General features: G+C 68.8%; 14 protein-coding genes. 11 read left to right on the forward strand and 3 right to left on the reverse strand.

Features of this window, described 5'->3' with window-relative positions; all coding sequences use genetic code 11:
- Positions 1 to 84: 84 nt before the first annotated feature.
- From LJB74_RS18750 to LJB74_RS18770, 5 genes are read left to right on the forward strand one after another with little or no spacing between them, the layout of a single operon-like run.
- Positions 85 to 963 carry an ABC transporter permease gene (locus LJB74_RS18750; RefSeq protein WP_259309949.1) on the forward strand — a complete coding sequence of 293 codons (879 nt, stop codon included), beginning with the start codon at positions 85 to 87 and terminating at the stop codon, positions 961 to 963.
- Complete coding sequence (locus LJB74_RS18755) at positions 956 to 1,927, forward strand: ABC transporter permease (protein WP_259309950.1); 972 nt, start codon at positions 956 to 958, stop codon at positions 1,925 to 1,927. The genes LJB74_RS18750 and LJB74_RS18755 overlap by 8 nt, the downstream gene beginning before the upstream one ends.
- Positions 1,924 to 2,472: a hypothetical protein gene (locus LJB74_RS18760; protein WP_259309951.1), complete on the forward strand. Its 549-nt coding sequence runs from the start codon at positions 1,924 to 1,926 to the stop codon at positions 2,470 to 2,472. Before LJB74_RS18755 ends, LJB74_RS18760 begins: the two co-directional genes overlap by 4 nt.
- 44 nt (positions 2,473 to 2,516) lie before the next feature.
- Complete coding sequence (locus LJB74_RS18765; RefSeq protein ID WP_259309952.1) at positions 2,517 to 3,197, forward strand: response regulator transcription factor; 681 nt, start codon at positions 2,517 to 2,519, stop codon at positions 3,195 to 3,197.
- A gap of 2 nt (positions 3,198 to 3,199) precedes the next feature.
- Entirely contained in the window at positions 3,200 to 4,159 is a 960-nt protein-coding gene (locus LJB74_RS18770; protein ID WP_259309953.1) for a HAMP domain-containing sensor histidine kinase, read from the forward strand.
- Between the two features lie 199 nt (positions 4,160 to 4,358).
- Here the strand turns inward: LJB74_RS18770 and LJB74_RS18775 are convergent, their stop codons facing one another.
- Positions 4,359 to 5,663 carry an ISL3 family transposase gene (locus LJB74_RS18775; protein WP_259310414.1) on the reverse strand — a complete coding sequence of 435 codons (1,305 nt, stop codon included), beginning with the start codon at positions 5,661 to 5,663 and terminating at the stop codon, positions 4,359 to 4,361.
- A gap of 159 nt (positions 5,664 to 5,822) precedes the next feature.
- Between LJB74_RS18775 and LJB74_RS18780 the strand changes: the two genes are divergently transcribed.
- A complete protein-coding gene (locus tag LJB74_RS18780; protein WP_259309954.1) occupies positions 5,823 to 6,125 on the forward strand; it encodes a thioredoxin family protein in 303 nt (100 codons plus the stop codon).
- Positions 6,126 to 6,277: 152 nt separating this feature from the next.
- On the opposite strand, the gene LJB74_RS18785 is transcribed toward LJB74_RS18780, so the two are convergent.
- Entirely contained in the window at positions 6,278 to 7,642 is a 1,365-nt protein-coding gene (locus tag LJB74_RS18785; RefSeq protein WP_259309955.1) for an ATP-binding protein, read from the reverse strand.
- Positions 7,643 to 7,769: 127 nt separating this feature from the next.
- A complete protein-coding gene (locus tag LJB74_RS18790; RefSeq protein ID WP_259309956.1) occupies positions 7,770 to 8,420 on the reverse strand; it encodes a response regulator transcription factor in 651 nt (216 codons plus the stop codon).
- A 419-nt stretch (positions 8,421 to 8,839) separates the two neighbouring features.
- Here LJB74_RS18790 and LJB74_RS18795 point away from each other — a divergent pair, with 419 nt between their 5' ends.
- The 5 genes from LJB74_RS18795 (at position 8,840) to LJB74_RS18815 (ending at position 13,698) form a co-directional block, all read left to right on the forward strand.
- The gene (locus LJB74_RS18795) at positions 8,840 to 9,325 is read left to right on the forward strand and encodes a hypothetical protein (RefSeq protein WP_259309957.1); all 486 of its coding nucleotides are present in this window, start codon (positions 8,840 to 8,842) and stop codon (positions 9,323 to 9,325) included.
- A gap of 46 nt (positions 9,326 to 9,371) precedes the next feature.
- Positions 9,372 to 10,214, forward strand: a complete 843-nt coding sequence (locus LJB74_RS20945; protein ID WP_259309958.1) for a 4Fe-4S dicluster domain-containing protein — start codon at positions 9,372 to 9,374, stop codon at positions 10,212 to 10,214.
- Between the two features lie 17 nt (positions 10,215 to 10,231).
- Positions 10,232 to 12,175, forward strand: a complete 1,944-nt coding sequence (gene nrfD / locus LJB74_RS18805; RefSeq protein WP_259309959.1) for an NrfD/PsrC family molybdoenzyme membrane anchor subunit — start codon at positions 10,232 to 10,234, stop codon at positions 12,173 to 12,175.
- 672 nt (positions 12,176 to 12,847) lie between these two features.
- Positions 12,848 to 13,102 carry an SHOCT domain-containing protein gene (locus LJB74_RS18810; RefSeq protein WP_259309960.1) on the forward strand — a complete coding sequence of 85 codons (255 nt, stop codon included), beginning with the start codon at positions 12,848 to 12,850 and terminating at the stop codon, positions 13,100 to 13,102.
- Entirely contained in the window at positions 13,102 to 13,698 is a 597-nt protein-coding gene (locus LJB74_RS18815; RefSeq protein ID WP_259309961.1) for a sulfocyanin-like copper-binding protein, read from the forward strand. Before LJB74_RS18810 ends, LJB74_RS18815 begins: the two co-directional genes overlap by 1 nt.
- Positions 13,699 to 15,086: the final 1,388 nt, after the last annotated feature.

A 15,086-nucleotide genomic window follows, 5' to 3' on the forward strand; every position in this document is an offset into this window, starting at 1 on the left:
CCACCGGTGGCACCGAACCCACCTGCCACGCCGCGACCTTCGAGCGCAGCCCGCCGAGGGGGGGTGTCTGGGTCCTGGGGCGCGGTGATACGCCACGAGCTGGTCAGCTCACGGCGCGAACGGACGGTCCACACGCTGCTGGTGGTGTTCCTGGCCATGGTGTCGGTGTCGAGCCTGATCGGCTGGCTCACGAACCAGACCGTGACCCGCGTCTGGCAGCAGACCACCGACGCGGGTCTGACCCACGCACCGAATCCGTTCACCGGTGCACCACCCCTGGCCTATGCCAAGAACGTCGTGATCTACGTCATCCTGATCGGTGCGCTGCTGGCCATCGTCCTGGGAGCCACCTCGTTGCTGCGCAGTCGCCGGTCACACACGGTGGACCTGCTGCTCTCTCGGCCCGTAGACGTGCGCGTGTACCTCGCAGCGAAGGTGACCGGTCTCGCGGCGCTGCTCGGGACGATTCTGGCGGCTGCGGCGGCGGTGACCTGGGTCAGCATCGCCGTGATCCTTCACCACCCGCTCGGGGTCGGCCCCACGCTGCGCCTCGCCGGGTTCTACACCGTCGCCGGCATCCTGCTGATGGGCTTTGTCGTGATGGGGATGATCTCCGGGCTCTACGCCCGGACCCAGACCTCAGCGGTGCTGAGCCCGATCGTCGTGTGGAGCGTGATCGTGTTCGTCGTTCCCCAGCTCGGCACCGCCGCACTGCCGGTCTCCCTGCTGAACCCCGTGCCGTCGATCGTGACCACCGGTGGTGGGTTCTCGGTCGTGCACACCCTGCTCGGTCCGTTGTCGGTGACCGAGCAGTTCAAGACCATCTCCGGTGCCCTGCTCGGCACCAGCCCCACGGGGGGCGCCATCCCGGCGCTGGCCACCGTCATCGCCTTCCTCGCCCTGGGTCTCGCGGTGCTGCTGCGGACCCGGCGTGACGTCCTCAGGAGAGACCTCCGTGACTAGCACCCTCGTCGTCGCGCGCAAAGAGCTCCTGGACCTGCGCCGCAGCCGCCTCCTGCTCGTCCTGCTCGGATTCCTGGCCGTAGCCGCGACCGTTTCCGTGCTCGTCCAGGCGGCCCAGTTCCGCGTCAGCATCGACCAGTACCACCAATACGTCGCCGCGCTGCGTGCCTCCAGCAGCACCCTCACCGCCGCACCACCCCAGCTGTTCCCCCTGCAGCTGCTGCGCGGAAGCGTCGAGTACATCGAGGTCATCGGCGCCCTGTTCGCGATCGTCGCCGGGTACGGAGTCATCGCCAAGGAGAAGCAGCGCGCCACCATCGAGCTGCTGTTCACCCGCCCCGTGGGTCCCCACGCCGTCGCCGGAGGCAAGGTCCTCGCACTGGCGAGCGCATGGCTGGTCGCGGTCGGCGGCATCCTGGTCGCGGTCACCCTCGCGCTCGTGCTGGTCGGCAACGCACCCCTGCAACCGGTCGATCTCGCCCGACTGGCCCTGACAGGTGCAGCGGCCTGGTTCTACCTGGTGCTGTGGAGCTGCCTGGCGATGGCCATGGCATCGGTGACCCGCAGACCGACCACGGGACTGATCATCGTCTTGGTCCTGTGGCTGGTGGTCGTCCTCGTCGTCCCCCAGATCGGCGACACGATGGACCCCGACAACCAGGTCCCCGGCGGGCTCTTCAAGAGCCTGCAGATCGCCAAGGCCGACGAGCACGCCGTGATGGCGCACTTCGCCTCCTACGACGCGGTCCGCAACGGACTCGAGCTGTCCTCCGTCACCAAGCACGTCGAACGGCTCACGTTCGCCCTGCTCGGCATCAAGGACACCTTCAACCAGCTCCCCGTCGCCCAGGTCCTGACCAAGACCCTCGCGAACTCCCTGTCGCTGCTGGCCGGGTTCGCCCTGGCCACCGGCTTCGCCGTCCTCGCCACCACCCGTCGCACTCTCCTTCGGAGGCAGTCATGAACCGCACCGCCATCGTCGCCATCGCCACCCTCAGCGGTGCCCTGCTCCTGGCAGGGTGCGGATCCTCGCCCACACCACTGACGTTCACCTCGGGTCCTGCGTCGGTGGTGCTGCCGGTATCCAGCGACCCGATCGTGAACACCGCCACCGCACCCACCCTGTCGATCACCTACGCCGCAGCCGAGAACAACATCGACCAGACCACGAACAAGAACATCGCCGACCGCCTGGAGCTGACCCTAAAGAACACCGGCACGACCCCACTGACCGGGTTCGAGGTCTACTACACGATGACCGACACCAAGACCGGAAAGTCCGAGGCCTACTACGAGAAGCTCACCGGACTGATCCTGTCCGCCGGACAGTCTTCGACGGTGTACTTCGACAACAAGACCGACCCCGGGCACTACCCCGAGAACACCTTCAGCATCTACCGGACGTCGAACAATCAGGTCGACTTCGCCATCCAGGTCTCCGCCACCGGTGCCAAGATCGCCACCGCCACCGCCACGAAGTCCCCCGGAACCGGTGAGAAGGTCGACTGACCCATGACACCCGGGGAGCATCGCGCATCGAGGATGATGGCCGCATGAGGGTCCTGGTCGTCGAGGACGACGTCCGCCTGGCAGACGTCGTGCGCCGGGCGCTGGGCGAGGCCGGATACGCGGTCGACGTCGCCCATACCGGACCAACCGCCCTGGAGGCCTTCGAGATCGAGACCTACGACCTGGTCATCCTCGACCTGATGCTCCCCGGCACCCCGGGGGGCGGCATGGAGGTCTGCCGCCAGATCCGCACCACCAGCACCGACGTGCCCGTCCTGATGCTCACGGCACTGGACTCACCCCGCACCAAGGTCCAAGGCCTGGACGCCGGAGCCGACGACTACCTCGTCAAACCGTTCCACCTGGCCGAGCTCCTCGCCCGCGTACGGGCCCTGATGAGACGCGCACCCCGGGCAGACCCACCGGTCCTGCACGCCCAGGGCGTCGCCCTGGACCCCGCAACCCGCAGCGCCACCCGAGCCGGGCAGCGGATTCCCCTCACCGCCAAGGAGTACGCGGTCCTGGAGTACCTGCTGCGCAACGCCGGTCACGTGGTCAGCTCCACCCAGCTCATCGACCACGCCTGGGACGCGAACTACCAGGGGATGAGCAACGTCGTGCAGACCTACATCCGCTACCTGCGCGTCAAGCTCGCCCAACCCGGGCTGCCGGACGTCATCGAGACCCGGCGCGGCTACGGCTACCTGATCGCGGCCGACTCATGATCGTGCGCCGGACCGTCCTGCGACTCACCCTCACCTACACGGCGATCCAGCTCAGTTTGTACGCCCTGGTCGCCATCGGGGTGTACGCGTTCGTCACCGGCACGTTCGACTACGACTCCGTCCGCGGGGACGGGACCGCCGCCGTCACCGGGGTCGACGCCGGGTTCGCGCACCTGCGTACTGGGCTCGTCCTGTGCTTCGCCGTGCTCGCCGTCGTCGTCCCCTTCCTCAGCTACGCCATGGCCCGGCGCGCCCTGCGCCCACTGCAGGCCAGCTACACCGCCCAGCAACGGTTCGTCGATGACGCCTCACACGAGTTCCGCACCCCGTTGAGCATCCTGCAGGCCGAAATCGAGCTCGCACTGAGCCGCCCACGCACCCCCGCGGAGTACGTGCGAGTCCTGGACGACGCACTGGACGAAGTCGCCGGGCTCACCACCCTCACCGGGGACCTCCTGCTCCTCGCCCGCGGCTCATCGGCCGAGCTGTCCGAGGCGTTCGAGGTCCTCTCCCTCGCCTCCGTTGCCAGAGCGGCCCTCGCGCGAGCGGGTCAGAGCGGGCCCGACCGGCCCACCGCGACGATCCAGGACACCGACGACGTGCTCGTCACCGGCTCACACGAGCTCCTCGCCCGCGCCGTGGGAAACCTCATCGATAACGCCATCCGGCACACCCCGACCACCGGCACCATCACCATCACGCTCACCCACGGCCCCGACACCGCCACGATCCGCGTCACCGACACCGGAACCGGCATGTCGCCCGACGAGCAACGACGTGCCTTCGACCGGTTCTGGCGCGCCGACGAAGCCCGCTCCCAACCCGGGCACGGCCTCGGACTGCCCCTGGTCCAACAGATCGCCACCGCACACCGCGGCCACGCCACCCTCACCGACACCCCAGGCGGCGGAACCACCGCCTCCCTGGTCCTGCCCCGCCACACCCGACCGAATGAGCTGTAGCCTCTCCGGCGCTGACCGCTTCCGGCCGCAGACCCCGCCTCGATGCTCCGAATGCGACATCGGATAGCGCGATGCCACGACGACGAAGACGCTGTCCACACGCCACTCGCGACTGTCGAACCGAAGGGCGATCGCCGTGATCGCTCATGCGGTGGGCTTCGGACACGCAGCGATCTGCGGACCGCGGCAATCGGGCTCATCACGGACGAGGGTGAAATCGCGGTCCAGACCCGCCGGTCTCTAGCAGCGATCTGGCGATGTAGTTGGCGAGGTTGCGGAAGCCGAGGGCGGAGCCGCGCAGGTGGTCGAGGCGCCCGTTGATCGCCTCGGTCGGTCCGTTGCCGGTGCGGGGTCGGGCGACGTAGGCCAGGACGTCGGCCGCGCACTTCTTCAGGGTCCGGCCAAGGGCGATGAGTTCGGTGAGGGCAGCGCGGACGCCGCGGCTCAGCGGGTCGATGAGGTTGCTCGTGAGCTGCTGGCCCTCGGCGCGGTCGGGTTCGCGGTGGGCACCGATCATGCGCCGGTGGATGCCCCGGGTGGCCTCGACCTGGACATGCTCGTCGACGCCGAACAGGGCGTTCAGCCGCTGATGCTGATGCTGACGGTTGGTGAGCAGGTCGGCGCCGGTGTGCAGGGTCTGGCGGGCGTGGTGGAGCTGGTCACCGGCGCGGCCGCGGTGGCCGTGGAGGTCTTGCTGGACGCGGCGCCGGCAGCGGTCCAAGGCGTCGCCGGCGAGGCGGACGACGTGGAACGGGACCATGACCGCGGTCGCTTCGGGCAGTTCCTCTGTGGTGGCGGTCCTGAAGCAGGTGAACCCGGCCATCGCGACGACCTCCACGTCTTCGCGCCTGCTCGTAGGGCGGTCGGCGAGCCAGGTCATGAACGCCCGCTTGGAGCGGCCCGGGACCATGTCCAGCAGGCGGCAGGGTCCGGTGCCGTCGCGGATCGGGGTGAGATCGATGATCACGGTGACCTTGTCGCCGCGGCGGGTGTGGCGCCACACGTGCTCGTCGACCCCGATCACCGCGACGCCGCCCAAGCGCGCGGCGCCGTCGATCAGGCCCCGGCGGCCCTCGGCCAGGACCGCGTCGTTGGCTGTCTTCCACGAGACCGCTGACGCTTCGGCGATCCGGGCGACCATGAGGTGACCGACCACCAGCCCTTCAGACACCTGGCGAAGCGCCCGACGGGACCGCTTGGCGCGTGGATCGGCAGCCGCCGTGGTGTCCTGGCGCCAGACGTGACCGCACCCGGTGCACCGGTGGCGGCGGACCGTGACCAGCAGGGTCGTCGGGCGCCAGCCCAGCGGCTCGTGGGCCAGCTCGCGCGTGACCGTGTCCCGGACGCTGCCCTCGCAGCGACGGCGCCGGCACCACTGGTCCGGCTCGGTGACCCTGCAGGCCGGCGCCGCTCGGTCCGGCTCGAGGCGCTGCCCGAGGACCTCCGAGCCGAGCTCGTCCAGGCGGGCGAGCGTGGTCAGGTCAGGCCAGGCGAAGGTAGTCAGGCACGTCGAGGTCTTCCCGATGGGCAGTGTGAGAACTCCTACCCTCGGGAGACCTCGACCTCCACCTGGTGGCCGAGCCGCCGCCCCTCGATCGCGATGTGACGAAGAGCCGCGCCCTGGGATGACGGTGGCAGTGCCGCAACAGCGCAAGATGGAGGCATGCGCATCCAACTGCTCTACTTCGACGATTGCCCCAACTGGCAGGTAGCCGACACGCGCCTCCGCGAAGCGCTCGAGACCCTGGGCCGCCCAGTCGAGGTGGAGAAGGTCCTCGTGACCACCCCCGAGCAAGCCGAGCACTGGGGCTTCCACGGCTCCCCGTCAGTCCTCATCGACGGCGAGGACCCCTTCGCCCAGCCAGGCGCGTCGGTCGGACTCTCGTGCCGGCTCTACCGGACACCGCAGGGCGTCGGTGGCTCCCCCACGGTGGACCAGCTGGTCGAGGTCCTCTCCCGCGCATAGCGTCTCGTCGCAGCGACCGGTCAGAAGGCTCCGCCTCCACTTACACCCTCAACCGCGAAGAGCCGGCAATCGGTCGGCCTCGGACGAGACGCGCTGATCCGTGGACGCCACCGATTCGACCCCGTGGGGCCGTCAGCAGCACCACAGCCGGGCTACTCGCAGCCGTTCCACTCCCGCGCCCGTTGGCTCGTGCTCGCGGTACGGTCACCTGCGGATCCTGGGTCCTTCCGGCGCGCCGGGACTCGTGCGCTCACCACCGTTCCCCCAGTGGGTCCGGGTCGGACCGTGAAACTCCCGTCAAGAAGACTGAGGCGTTCGCGCATGCCCGGAATCCCGAGACCTCCGGTCTGGGTCGGCAACCGAGAGGTCGTGTCGACGCCGACACCGTCATCGATGACGCTCAGCGTGATGTCCGCCCCGAACCTCAGATGCACCACGGCGTGGTCTGCGTGCGCATGCCTCACGGAATTGCTCAACGCCTCTTGCGTGACTCGAAAGAGTGTCAGCTCTGTCTGTGCAGGCAGCCGGATCTCGGTGCCGTGGACGCGGACCTCGACGGGGAGCTTGCACCGTTCTTGCACCTCGGCCGCCAGGTGCTTGAGTGCCGCGACGATGCCCAGGTCGTCGAGCACGGGCGGTCGAAGCCCACGGATCACCTTGCGCAACGCCGCCACGACCGCATCGGCCAGCTCGCTGTCACGGCGTACCTGGGCTGCCGCGTCGGCAGGAAGACTCGCCGCATCAGCCAGCTCACCGAGCGACCGCACGAGGAACATCAGCGTCTGGAGCGGATCGTCATGCAGCTCCCGAGCCAGGCGACGTCGCTCCTCCTCCTGCACGGTCAGCAATCGCGCGGTGTAGTCACGCTGTTCCTCCTGCCGATGCCGTTCATGGGTCACGTCGGTGAGTTCGACCTGGGTGGTTTGCGTGTCCGTCGTCAACGAAACCAGGCGGGTGCTCTTGATGTACCAGTGCGGCACGCCGAGCGGATCGGTGAGCGAGAAGGGCTCTGTCGCCTCGGCCCCCGCCTGCTCGACGGCGGGCAGAGGTAGCTGTGTCAGCGCGCGACCACGGGTGTCACCGAACAACGCCCGGGCAGCCGCGTTCGCCTCGGAGACGATTCCCGAGCCGTCGACGATCAGCAGCGGGTCTCGCTGCTGCTCGAAGAGCGCGCGATAGCGCCTCTGAGCGATCTCGCTCGACCGCAGGGCAGCTTCGGCACGGCGACGGGCACGGAGCTCGCGCTCGACCCGTTGGCCGACGACGATCGCGACGGCATTGACCACGAGAAGGACGCTCACCTCGATCCACGCCTTGCGCAGATCGTCTGCATGTTCCATCGCGACGTCGGGGACCATCAGGAAGGTGGCCCACAGTGACGTGGCGACGGCGCCGCGCACACCAAAGTTCAAAGCCGCGTAGATGACGGGGACAAGAAGCAGAATGGCGGTGATCGACGGCGGATACCCCAGCGGAAGACGCGCTCGAAGATCGTCGAGAAAGCCGACGTGGAACACGGCAACCGCAGCGACACCCGCCTGGACGATCCAGAACTGCATCCGGTGAATAGGTGGCCGCAAGCCCCACAGCCGCCCGAGAACGCGTCGCCGCGTCACGGCCAACTTGCTGGTCAGCCGGATGGCGTCAGCCGCGGACATCGCCCACCGTCACCAGCTTCAGCGTCAGCGCGCGAACGATCGCCTCAGATCGTGAGCCCACGCCCAGCTTGGCGTAGAGGTTGTTGCAGTGGCGTTCAACGGTCCGAGGGCTGATGAACAGCCGCGTGGCGACCTCCTTGTTGTGCAGACCCGACACGAGTAGCGAGAGGACCTCCAGCTCCCGATCGGTGAGCTCGGATCGGGTGTCGACCCGGCGGCCACTGAGCACCCGCGCGGCCAGGCCCGCCTGAAGAACGGTCGCACCGTCGGCGACGGCACGGATGGCGTCGACGAGCTCCCGCCCCGGCGCGGTCTTGCGGATGTACCCGGTCGCGCCGGCCTCCAGAGCACCGCGCACGTACTCGTCTTCGTCATAGCCGGTCACCATGAGCACACGAACGTCCGGATGATGCGTGTGGATGCGTCGCGTCGATTCCACACCACTCATGCCGGGAAGCCCGATGTCCATGAGCACGACGTCGGGCCGCTGCTGGTTGACGATGCTCATCGCTACCTCGCCGGAGTGGGCCTCGCCGACGACGAGCAGATCGGTGTGCTGGGCGAGGATCTGACGCGTGCCGTCCCGGTGGAGCGCATGGTCGTCCACCACGACGACCCGGATCGGCGGCTGATGCACAGGTCGACGCTACGCCTCAGTCGCTCGACGGCGATGGCGGCAATCACCCATCCGCGTGGGTGGAAACCGCCATCGGGGTGCGCGAAGTGCACCGCCAACGTGCGTGGGAACGCCCTGGTGACGCCAACCGGGGCACCCGACCATGGTCCCGGACGCGGTGATCCCCCAGCGGGCTCACCGGGGTTGCCGATCGCTGAGCTGCGATCCTGACGAAACGGAGACGGACTGTGAGACTGGTTGGATCATCGGGAAGATCGGGTCGTGCCCGCCTGACGCGGGGCCTGCTCGTCGGAGCTGTCGCGGGAACCGTGGCCGTGACGACCGCAGCGTGCGGCGGCAGCGCCGCCGGTCAGACCGCGCCGGCCGCAACGTCGTCCGCCGCTGGTCATGCCCCCGCCGCCGCGTCGGCAAACGTGGCCATGACGCTGCAGCTCGATGCGGATTCAGGGCCCGACGGCTGGGTCACCCACAAGGCGGGTTGGCCGCGCTACGTCGCCGGTGACGGCACGAGCGTTCCGACCGACTTCAAGGGCAACTTCGCCCTGCCCGCGAACACCACCGTGACCCTCACGATCGCCGCGCACGACGACATGCTCAGTGCGCTTCCCGACGGCTCGACCTACAACACGGTCGCGGGCGGAACCGAGACGGTCGACGGCAAGACCGTCACCACCATCGCGAACACACAGATCGCCCACACGATCACGGTCCCGAGCCTCGGGATCAACATCCCGATCCCGATGGCGCCGGAGAAGGGGACGACCACGGTGACCTTCACCTTCAAGACCGGTGCCGCCGGCACCTACGCCTGGCGCTGCCTGACCCCGTGCGGTGACGGGACGGACGGCATGGGCGGCGCGATGGCGACCACCGGCTGGATGAAGGGCACGTTCACGGTCGCCTGAGCAGGCCGACCGCCGGACAGCTGGACAGCACCAGAAAGGAACGACCGTGGCGCGCACCAACAACCCGGAGGAGCAGGTTACTCCCGCTCCTCCGGGAGGGGACCAGGAGAGCCGGCCGACCTCGCTCAGCAGGCGTCAGCTCCTCACCAGGCTCGGAGCGCTGGGAATCGTGACAGCGGGGATCAGCGCCGGCTTCGACCTGCTGAGCTACCGCGACGACGCCGAGGCGGCAACTCTCCCGGCCGCCGAGCACGCCTGGGTCATGGTCATCGACCTGCGTCACTGCGACGGTTGCGAGAGCTGCACCATGGCATGCCAGCAACGACACCAGCTGCCGAAGGAACAGACCTGGATCAAGGTCTACCCGATGACCGACAGCGCCGGCGGCACATTCCACATGCCACGACCCTGCATGATGTGCGAGGACCCGCCATGCATGTACGTATGCCCCGTGGGCGCCACGTTCCGCACCGACACCGGTCTGGTCCTCGTCGACCAGAACGTCTGCATCGGCTGCCGGACCTGCATGGCCGCGTGCCCCTACGAGGCGCGGTACTTCAACTGGACCGAGCCGGCGCCGGTCAAGCGCTTGCCCTTCCCACCCACACCTGAGATGCCGGTACCGCAGAAGGTCGGCACCGTCGGCAAGTGCGTGTTCTGCGCCGACCGCCTCCCTCACGGAGAGCTTCCTGCCTGCGTGTCGGGCTGCCCGATGGGCGCCCTGTACATCGGAGATCTGGTCACCGACGTCGCCACCAACAGCGTGGGACAGACCGTGCAGCTGTCGACCTTCCTGAAGGACAACGACGCCGTCCGATTCAAGGAGGAACTCGGAACGAACCCTCGCGTGTACTACATCCTCGGCCACGGCCAATCCATCGGGGCGTGAACACGATGACACTCGACATGACGACCAACCGCGACACCACGCACGAGGGGGTCCAGGTTCGCGCTGATGTGCGTGAGGCCGCCTTGCGATCCCTGGGGCGCCCCGGGCGCGGGTACTGGATCCTGATCGCCGCCCTCAGCGCGGTCGTGGTGCTCGGCCTCGTCGCCTGGATCATTCAGCTACGCCGAGGTCTCGGCTCCGCCGGCTACAACGACGAGGCATTCTGGGGGATCTACATCGCCGACGTCGTCACGTTCGTCGGCGTCAGCTACGGCGGAGCGGTGGTGTCGGCGATCCTTCGGCTCACCGGAGCCGACTGGCGGGCGCCTTTGACACGCCTTGCCGAAGGGACGGCCGTCGTGACCGTCATCGTCGGTGGAGGATTCATCATTCCCCACCTCGGTCGACCCGAACGAATCTGGGAGCTTGTCACCCGACCGAACCTGTCGTCGCCGATCTTCTGGGACTTCATCGCCGTGTGCACCTACGCGGTGGGGTCGATCGTGTTCTTCGCGCTCCCGCTCGTGCCGGATACCGCGATCGCGCTGATCACGGACCGCATGCGGGTCGGTCGCCGAGCGCGGCTGTACAACGCGCTGTCTCGAGGATGGGTCGGATCGCCGAGACAGCGCCGAGTCCTGCACGGGGCTCTCCGGGTGGTCTCGATCATGATCATCCCGCTGGCGGTCTCCGTGCACTCAGTTCTCGCCTGGGCGTTCGCCCTCGTCAGCCGGCCCTGGTGGCACGAGAGCATCTGGGCGCCGTACTTCGTCGTGGCAGCCCTGTACTCGGGAGTCGCGCTCGTCATCCTCGTCGTGGCCGGGTTCCGTCGCGGATACCACCTCGAGGCCTTCATCCACGAGCGGCACTTCGTCCGACTCGGCTACATCCTCGCCGTCTTCTCGATGACCTACCTGTACCTGACGTTCGCCGACATCCTGCCCGGGGCATACGTCGGGGAACCCGGCACGAGTGCGGTCTTCCACGAGCTGCTCGTCGGCCACTTCGCGCTCTGGTTCTGGCTCTTCGTCGTCTGCGGGGGAATCGTCCCGCTCCTGCTCATCGCGCTGCCATGGACCCGCACCGTCCCGGGCCTAGTCGTCGCCGCCTCATTCGTCGCCCCATCCATGTGGCTCAAGCGCATGCTCATGGTGGTCGACCCTTCCACCTACGACCGTGTCGACGGCACGTTCGGCACGTTCCACTTCAGCTGGATCGCCATCTCGATGACCCTCGCCGGTGTGGCCGCCGTCCCCCTCCTCATCATGCTGCTCTTCCGCATCTTCCCCCTGCTGTCGATCGACGAGATGGAAGAGATCACCGGCGCGACCCAACCTGCACCTCGAGTCGAGCTCGACGTGCCAGCCACGTCGCATCCGAGGCGCCCAACCGTCCGAGTCGGCGCCGTGATCCTGATCCTACTCGGTGGAGGTGTGCTCGGCGTCGCCTCCGCGCGCCCTGCCCAAGCGGACACCGTCACCTCACCACCGGCGCTCAGCGTCAGCGCCAAGCTCACCGGCGACACCGTCGAGCTCGCAGCGACGGTCGTCGCGAGTGACGGCAGCCCGGGTGGCAACATGTCGGTCTCGTTCTACGTCGTCACCACAGAGTTCGGGCCCCAAGGCCAAGACGTTCCGATCGGTACGGTGGTGACCGATGCCTCCGGTGCGGCGCACCTCTCCTACCGTCCGACCCTCAGCGGCGCCGACACGTTCGTGGCAAGCGTCAACCCGGCGGGGAGCAAGGTCGTCACTGCCAAGACGACCGTCCACGTGACCCAGGCCGTATCCGCCTACACGCCTGCACCGACGAAGCCCTTCTCGACAGTAGGCAAGAACGTCGTCCTCGCCCTCCTGCTCATCGTGGCGGCCATCTGGATCGCCCTTGCCGCCCAAGTGGGCCGTGTGCGCCGAGCCTGCCGACGCGCGAGTCCGTCCGCGCCGTCTACACCCGCTGCCTGAGCGGCTCGCGAACCCGACGAACCGGCGAGGCACGGTGCGGTTGAGCGGCCGAGCACTTCCGCCGCCGTACGCGTGACACCTCCGACACGCCCGACCGAGGGGAGGCTGCCGTGCCCGCGTGGCTCCCGGCCGTCGCCGCCGCTGGAGGACTCCTCTGCGGCATCTTGACCTGGACCTCGCTTCTCTCGTCGATCGTGTGGGCCACCTGGCCGTCCGTCGGTGAACGTCGACCCGCTGTCGACGAGCCACCCCCACATCGTCAGATCAGCGGGGCGGAGAATCCTCTCGACTTCTTCGATCGCCGGTTCGCCGAGGGACACATCGACCTCGAGAGCTACGCAGCCCAGCGTGCCGTGCTCGTGCGCTTGTACGCGCACTACCTGGAGCGCCGCGATCCTCCAGGGAATAGGGACGCCCTCGGTCCGGGCGCACGCGACGAAGATACGCGGGGGTGAGGCGTCCCGTGCGATGCCGACCTCCCCGGAGGTTCGCAGTGCCGCTCGCGTCGCTCCTCCGCTCCCATGGCGGTTCGGCGGGCGTGCGCCGCGAACTTTGTCGAACCTTCGCCGTTCCACGCGGGGATCTATGTACTGCCCCGCGAGGCTGGAGTCATCGGTGGAATCGGGCCGCGAGCGAGGGAGTCTCGACATGATGGGCTGGTACGGAAGCGGCATGAGCGGTGGCCTGTGGGTCGTCATGGGGCTGTTCTGGATCGTCCTGATCACGGCGATCATCTGGCTCGTCGTGCGATTGCTGCCATCTGGCGCCCGCACCGGCGCTACGCCGGTCACAGCCTCAGGCCCGGTGAGTCCTCAGCTGCCGTCTCCGCTGGAGATCCTGGACGGGCGACTCGCTCACGGCGAGATCGACCTGGAGACCTACCAGGCCCATCGTGCGGCACTGGTCGCGGCCCGGGGAGGCCAGTGATGTCGGCCCCGGTTCGCCGCGGGCGGCTGATTGCGGCACTGGTCGGAGCGGTCACGCTGCTCCTCGGATCCGTCGTCGCCGTTGTTGCCGGGTCGGGTGCCCTTGGTGACAGTGCCGCGCCCAGCGCGTATGCGATGGTCCGCGGCTTGACGTCGGACTCCTCCACCCGGGTTCCCGAGCTCCCCGGAACGGTCGTGAACGTCTCTCTGGGAAACATGGGCGGCGCGATGATGGGCGGACGTTCCGGCATGGGGGGTGAGGCGATGTTCTTGAGCGTGGACCGGAGCGCGGTTCCTGCCGGGACGGTGTCGTTCGTCGCGACGAACATCGGGAGCATCGACCATGAGCTCGTCGTCCTGCCGCTCGCCGACGGCGTGGCGCCGGGTTCGCGGAGCATCGGGCCCGACAACAAGGTCGACGAGACGGCCAGCCTCGGTGAGGCCTCGAACTCCGGTGGCGCCGGCGCGGGGGAGGGGATCACTCCGGGTGCGTCGGGGTGGGTCCGCCTGACCCTTGCGCCCGGACGCTACGAGCTCGTGTGCAACATCGCCGGGCACTACGCCGACGGCATGTACACCGTGCTCACCGTCGGTTGAGGCGCCCTCCGTGGCACGCTCGATGAGGTGACCCCGGCCCTCCGCGCCCAAGGGGAGCGGGGAATCCCCTGGTCGTCGCGGGTCGAGGGCGAACCTTGCCGTCAGCAGGAGCGAGTGAGTTGTACGGAAGGGAGCACGCGTGAGCGATCAGCTCGGCACGATCGCGGTGATCGGTACCGGTGTCCTGTTGGCGATCCTTGGTGTGCTGGTCGGCATCTTCGTGGCCGTCGGGCGCAGGGACGCGCGGCGACGTCGCAGGGAGTTGCCCAGCGGCGCGAGTGACCGCGCCCGCGTCGAGCTCGACGCAGAGTCGACCGCTTCGCTGCGCAGTCGCGCGAACGCGTCTCTCGTCGCGATCGACGACGCGCTCAGGAACTGGGAGCAGGAGCTGGGCTTCGCCCAGGCGCAGTTCGGATCCCAGGCGGCCGCCCCGCTGGAGTCGGCCGTCGCGGCCGCGAAGGTGAGCGTGGCGCGTGCCTTCGCCCTGCGGGGCGAGCTTGATGACGCCGGGCCGTCGAGCGAACCTCGGACCCGGATGGTCGCGACCGAGATCATCCGCATCTGCCGTGAGGTCACCCACGATCTTGAAGCTCATGCGCACGACTTCGACGCCGAGCGCGCGGCCCAGGCCCGGGCCCCGGCCTTGCTCGACGAAGCTGCCCGGCAGGAGCGACTGCTCGGGGCGCGCAACGCTGCTGCCCGAACGAGCCTGCAGACGCTGGCGCGCTCGTACTCCGAGACCGCGCTCGCCCCGTTCAGCGCCCACCTCGAGCGTGCCGACACCCTTGCGGGTGAGGCTGCCGCGAGTCTCGTGACCGCGCGCGCAGCGCTCGCCCGCGATGACCGCACAGCTGCGGTCGCAGCCGTCCGGGCCGCACGGTCCGCCCTGGACGAGGCGGCCGGGCTTCTCGATGTGGTCGATCGACTGCCTGCCCAGCTCCAGGACGCGGCAAGCCACCTGGGCGACGCTGTCACGGCGCTGCGCGAGGAGATCGCCCAGGCCGAGCGGCTGGCACCGGCGGACCCCGCGGTCATCTCCGCAACGGCCGCGGCCACGACCGCGATCGCGATCGCGGCGGCGCAGCACGCCAGCAGTGGTACTGATCCCCTCGGTACGCTGCGCGTCCTGACAGAGCGGCAGGCCGAGCTCGCCGCAATCGTGACCCCATTGCGCCAGCGCGCGGCGACAGCCGAGGAGGCGCACGCGCGCCTCTCCGAGCTCCTCGGGCACACCGACGCCCAGATCGGCGCGGTGAGCGCCTACATCGACACGCACCGCGCCACCATCGGTGCAGAGGCTCGCACGCGACTGGCCGATGGCGTGCGCCACGCCCAACGGGCACAGGCTCTGGCAAGAAGCGAGCCCGAGGATGCGCTCACAGAGGCGC

This window comes from Cellulomonas sp. P24 (assembly GCF_024704385.1).
GTDB lineage: Bacteria > Actinomycetota > Actinomycetes > Actinomycetales > Cellulomonadaceae > JAJDFX01.

What these genes read in the sequence shown, in the direction of transcription:
- LJB74_RS18760 (WP_259309951.1), top strand. Translation starts at nt 1,924, where the DNA reads ATGAACCGCACCGCCATCGTCGCCATCGCCACCCTCAGCGGTGCCCTG.
- LJB74_RS18765 (WP_259309952.1), top strand. Translation starts at nt 2,517, where the DNA reads ATGAGGGTCCTGGTCGTCGAGGACGACGTCCGCCTGGCAGACGTCGTG.
- LJB74_RS18780 (WP_259309954.1), top strand. Translation starts at nt 5,823, where the DNA reads ATGCGCATCCAACTGCTCTACTTCGACGATTGCCCCAACTGGCAGGTA.
- LJB74_RS18795 (WP_259309957.1), top strand. Translation starts at nt 8,840, where the DNA reads ATGACGCTGCAGCTCGATGCGGATTCAGGGCCCGACGGCTGGGTCACC.
- nrfD (WP_259309959.1), top strand. Translation starts at nt 10,232, where the DNA reads ATGACGACCAACCGCGACACCACGCACGAGGGGGTCCAGGTTCGCGCT.
- LJB74_RS18810 (WP_259309960.1), top strand. Translation starts at nt 12,848, where the DNA reads ATGAGCGGTGGCCTGTGGGTCGTCATGGGGCTGTTCTGGATCGTCCTG.
- LJB74_RS18815 (WP_259309961.1), top strand. Translation starts at nt 13,102, where the DNA reads ATGTCGGCCCCGGTTCGCCGCGGGCGGCTGATTGCGGCACTGGTCGGA.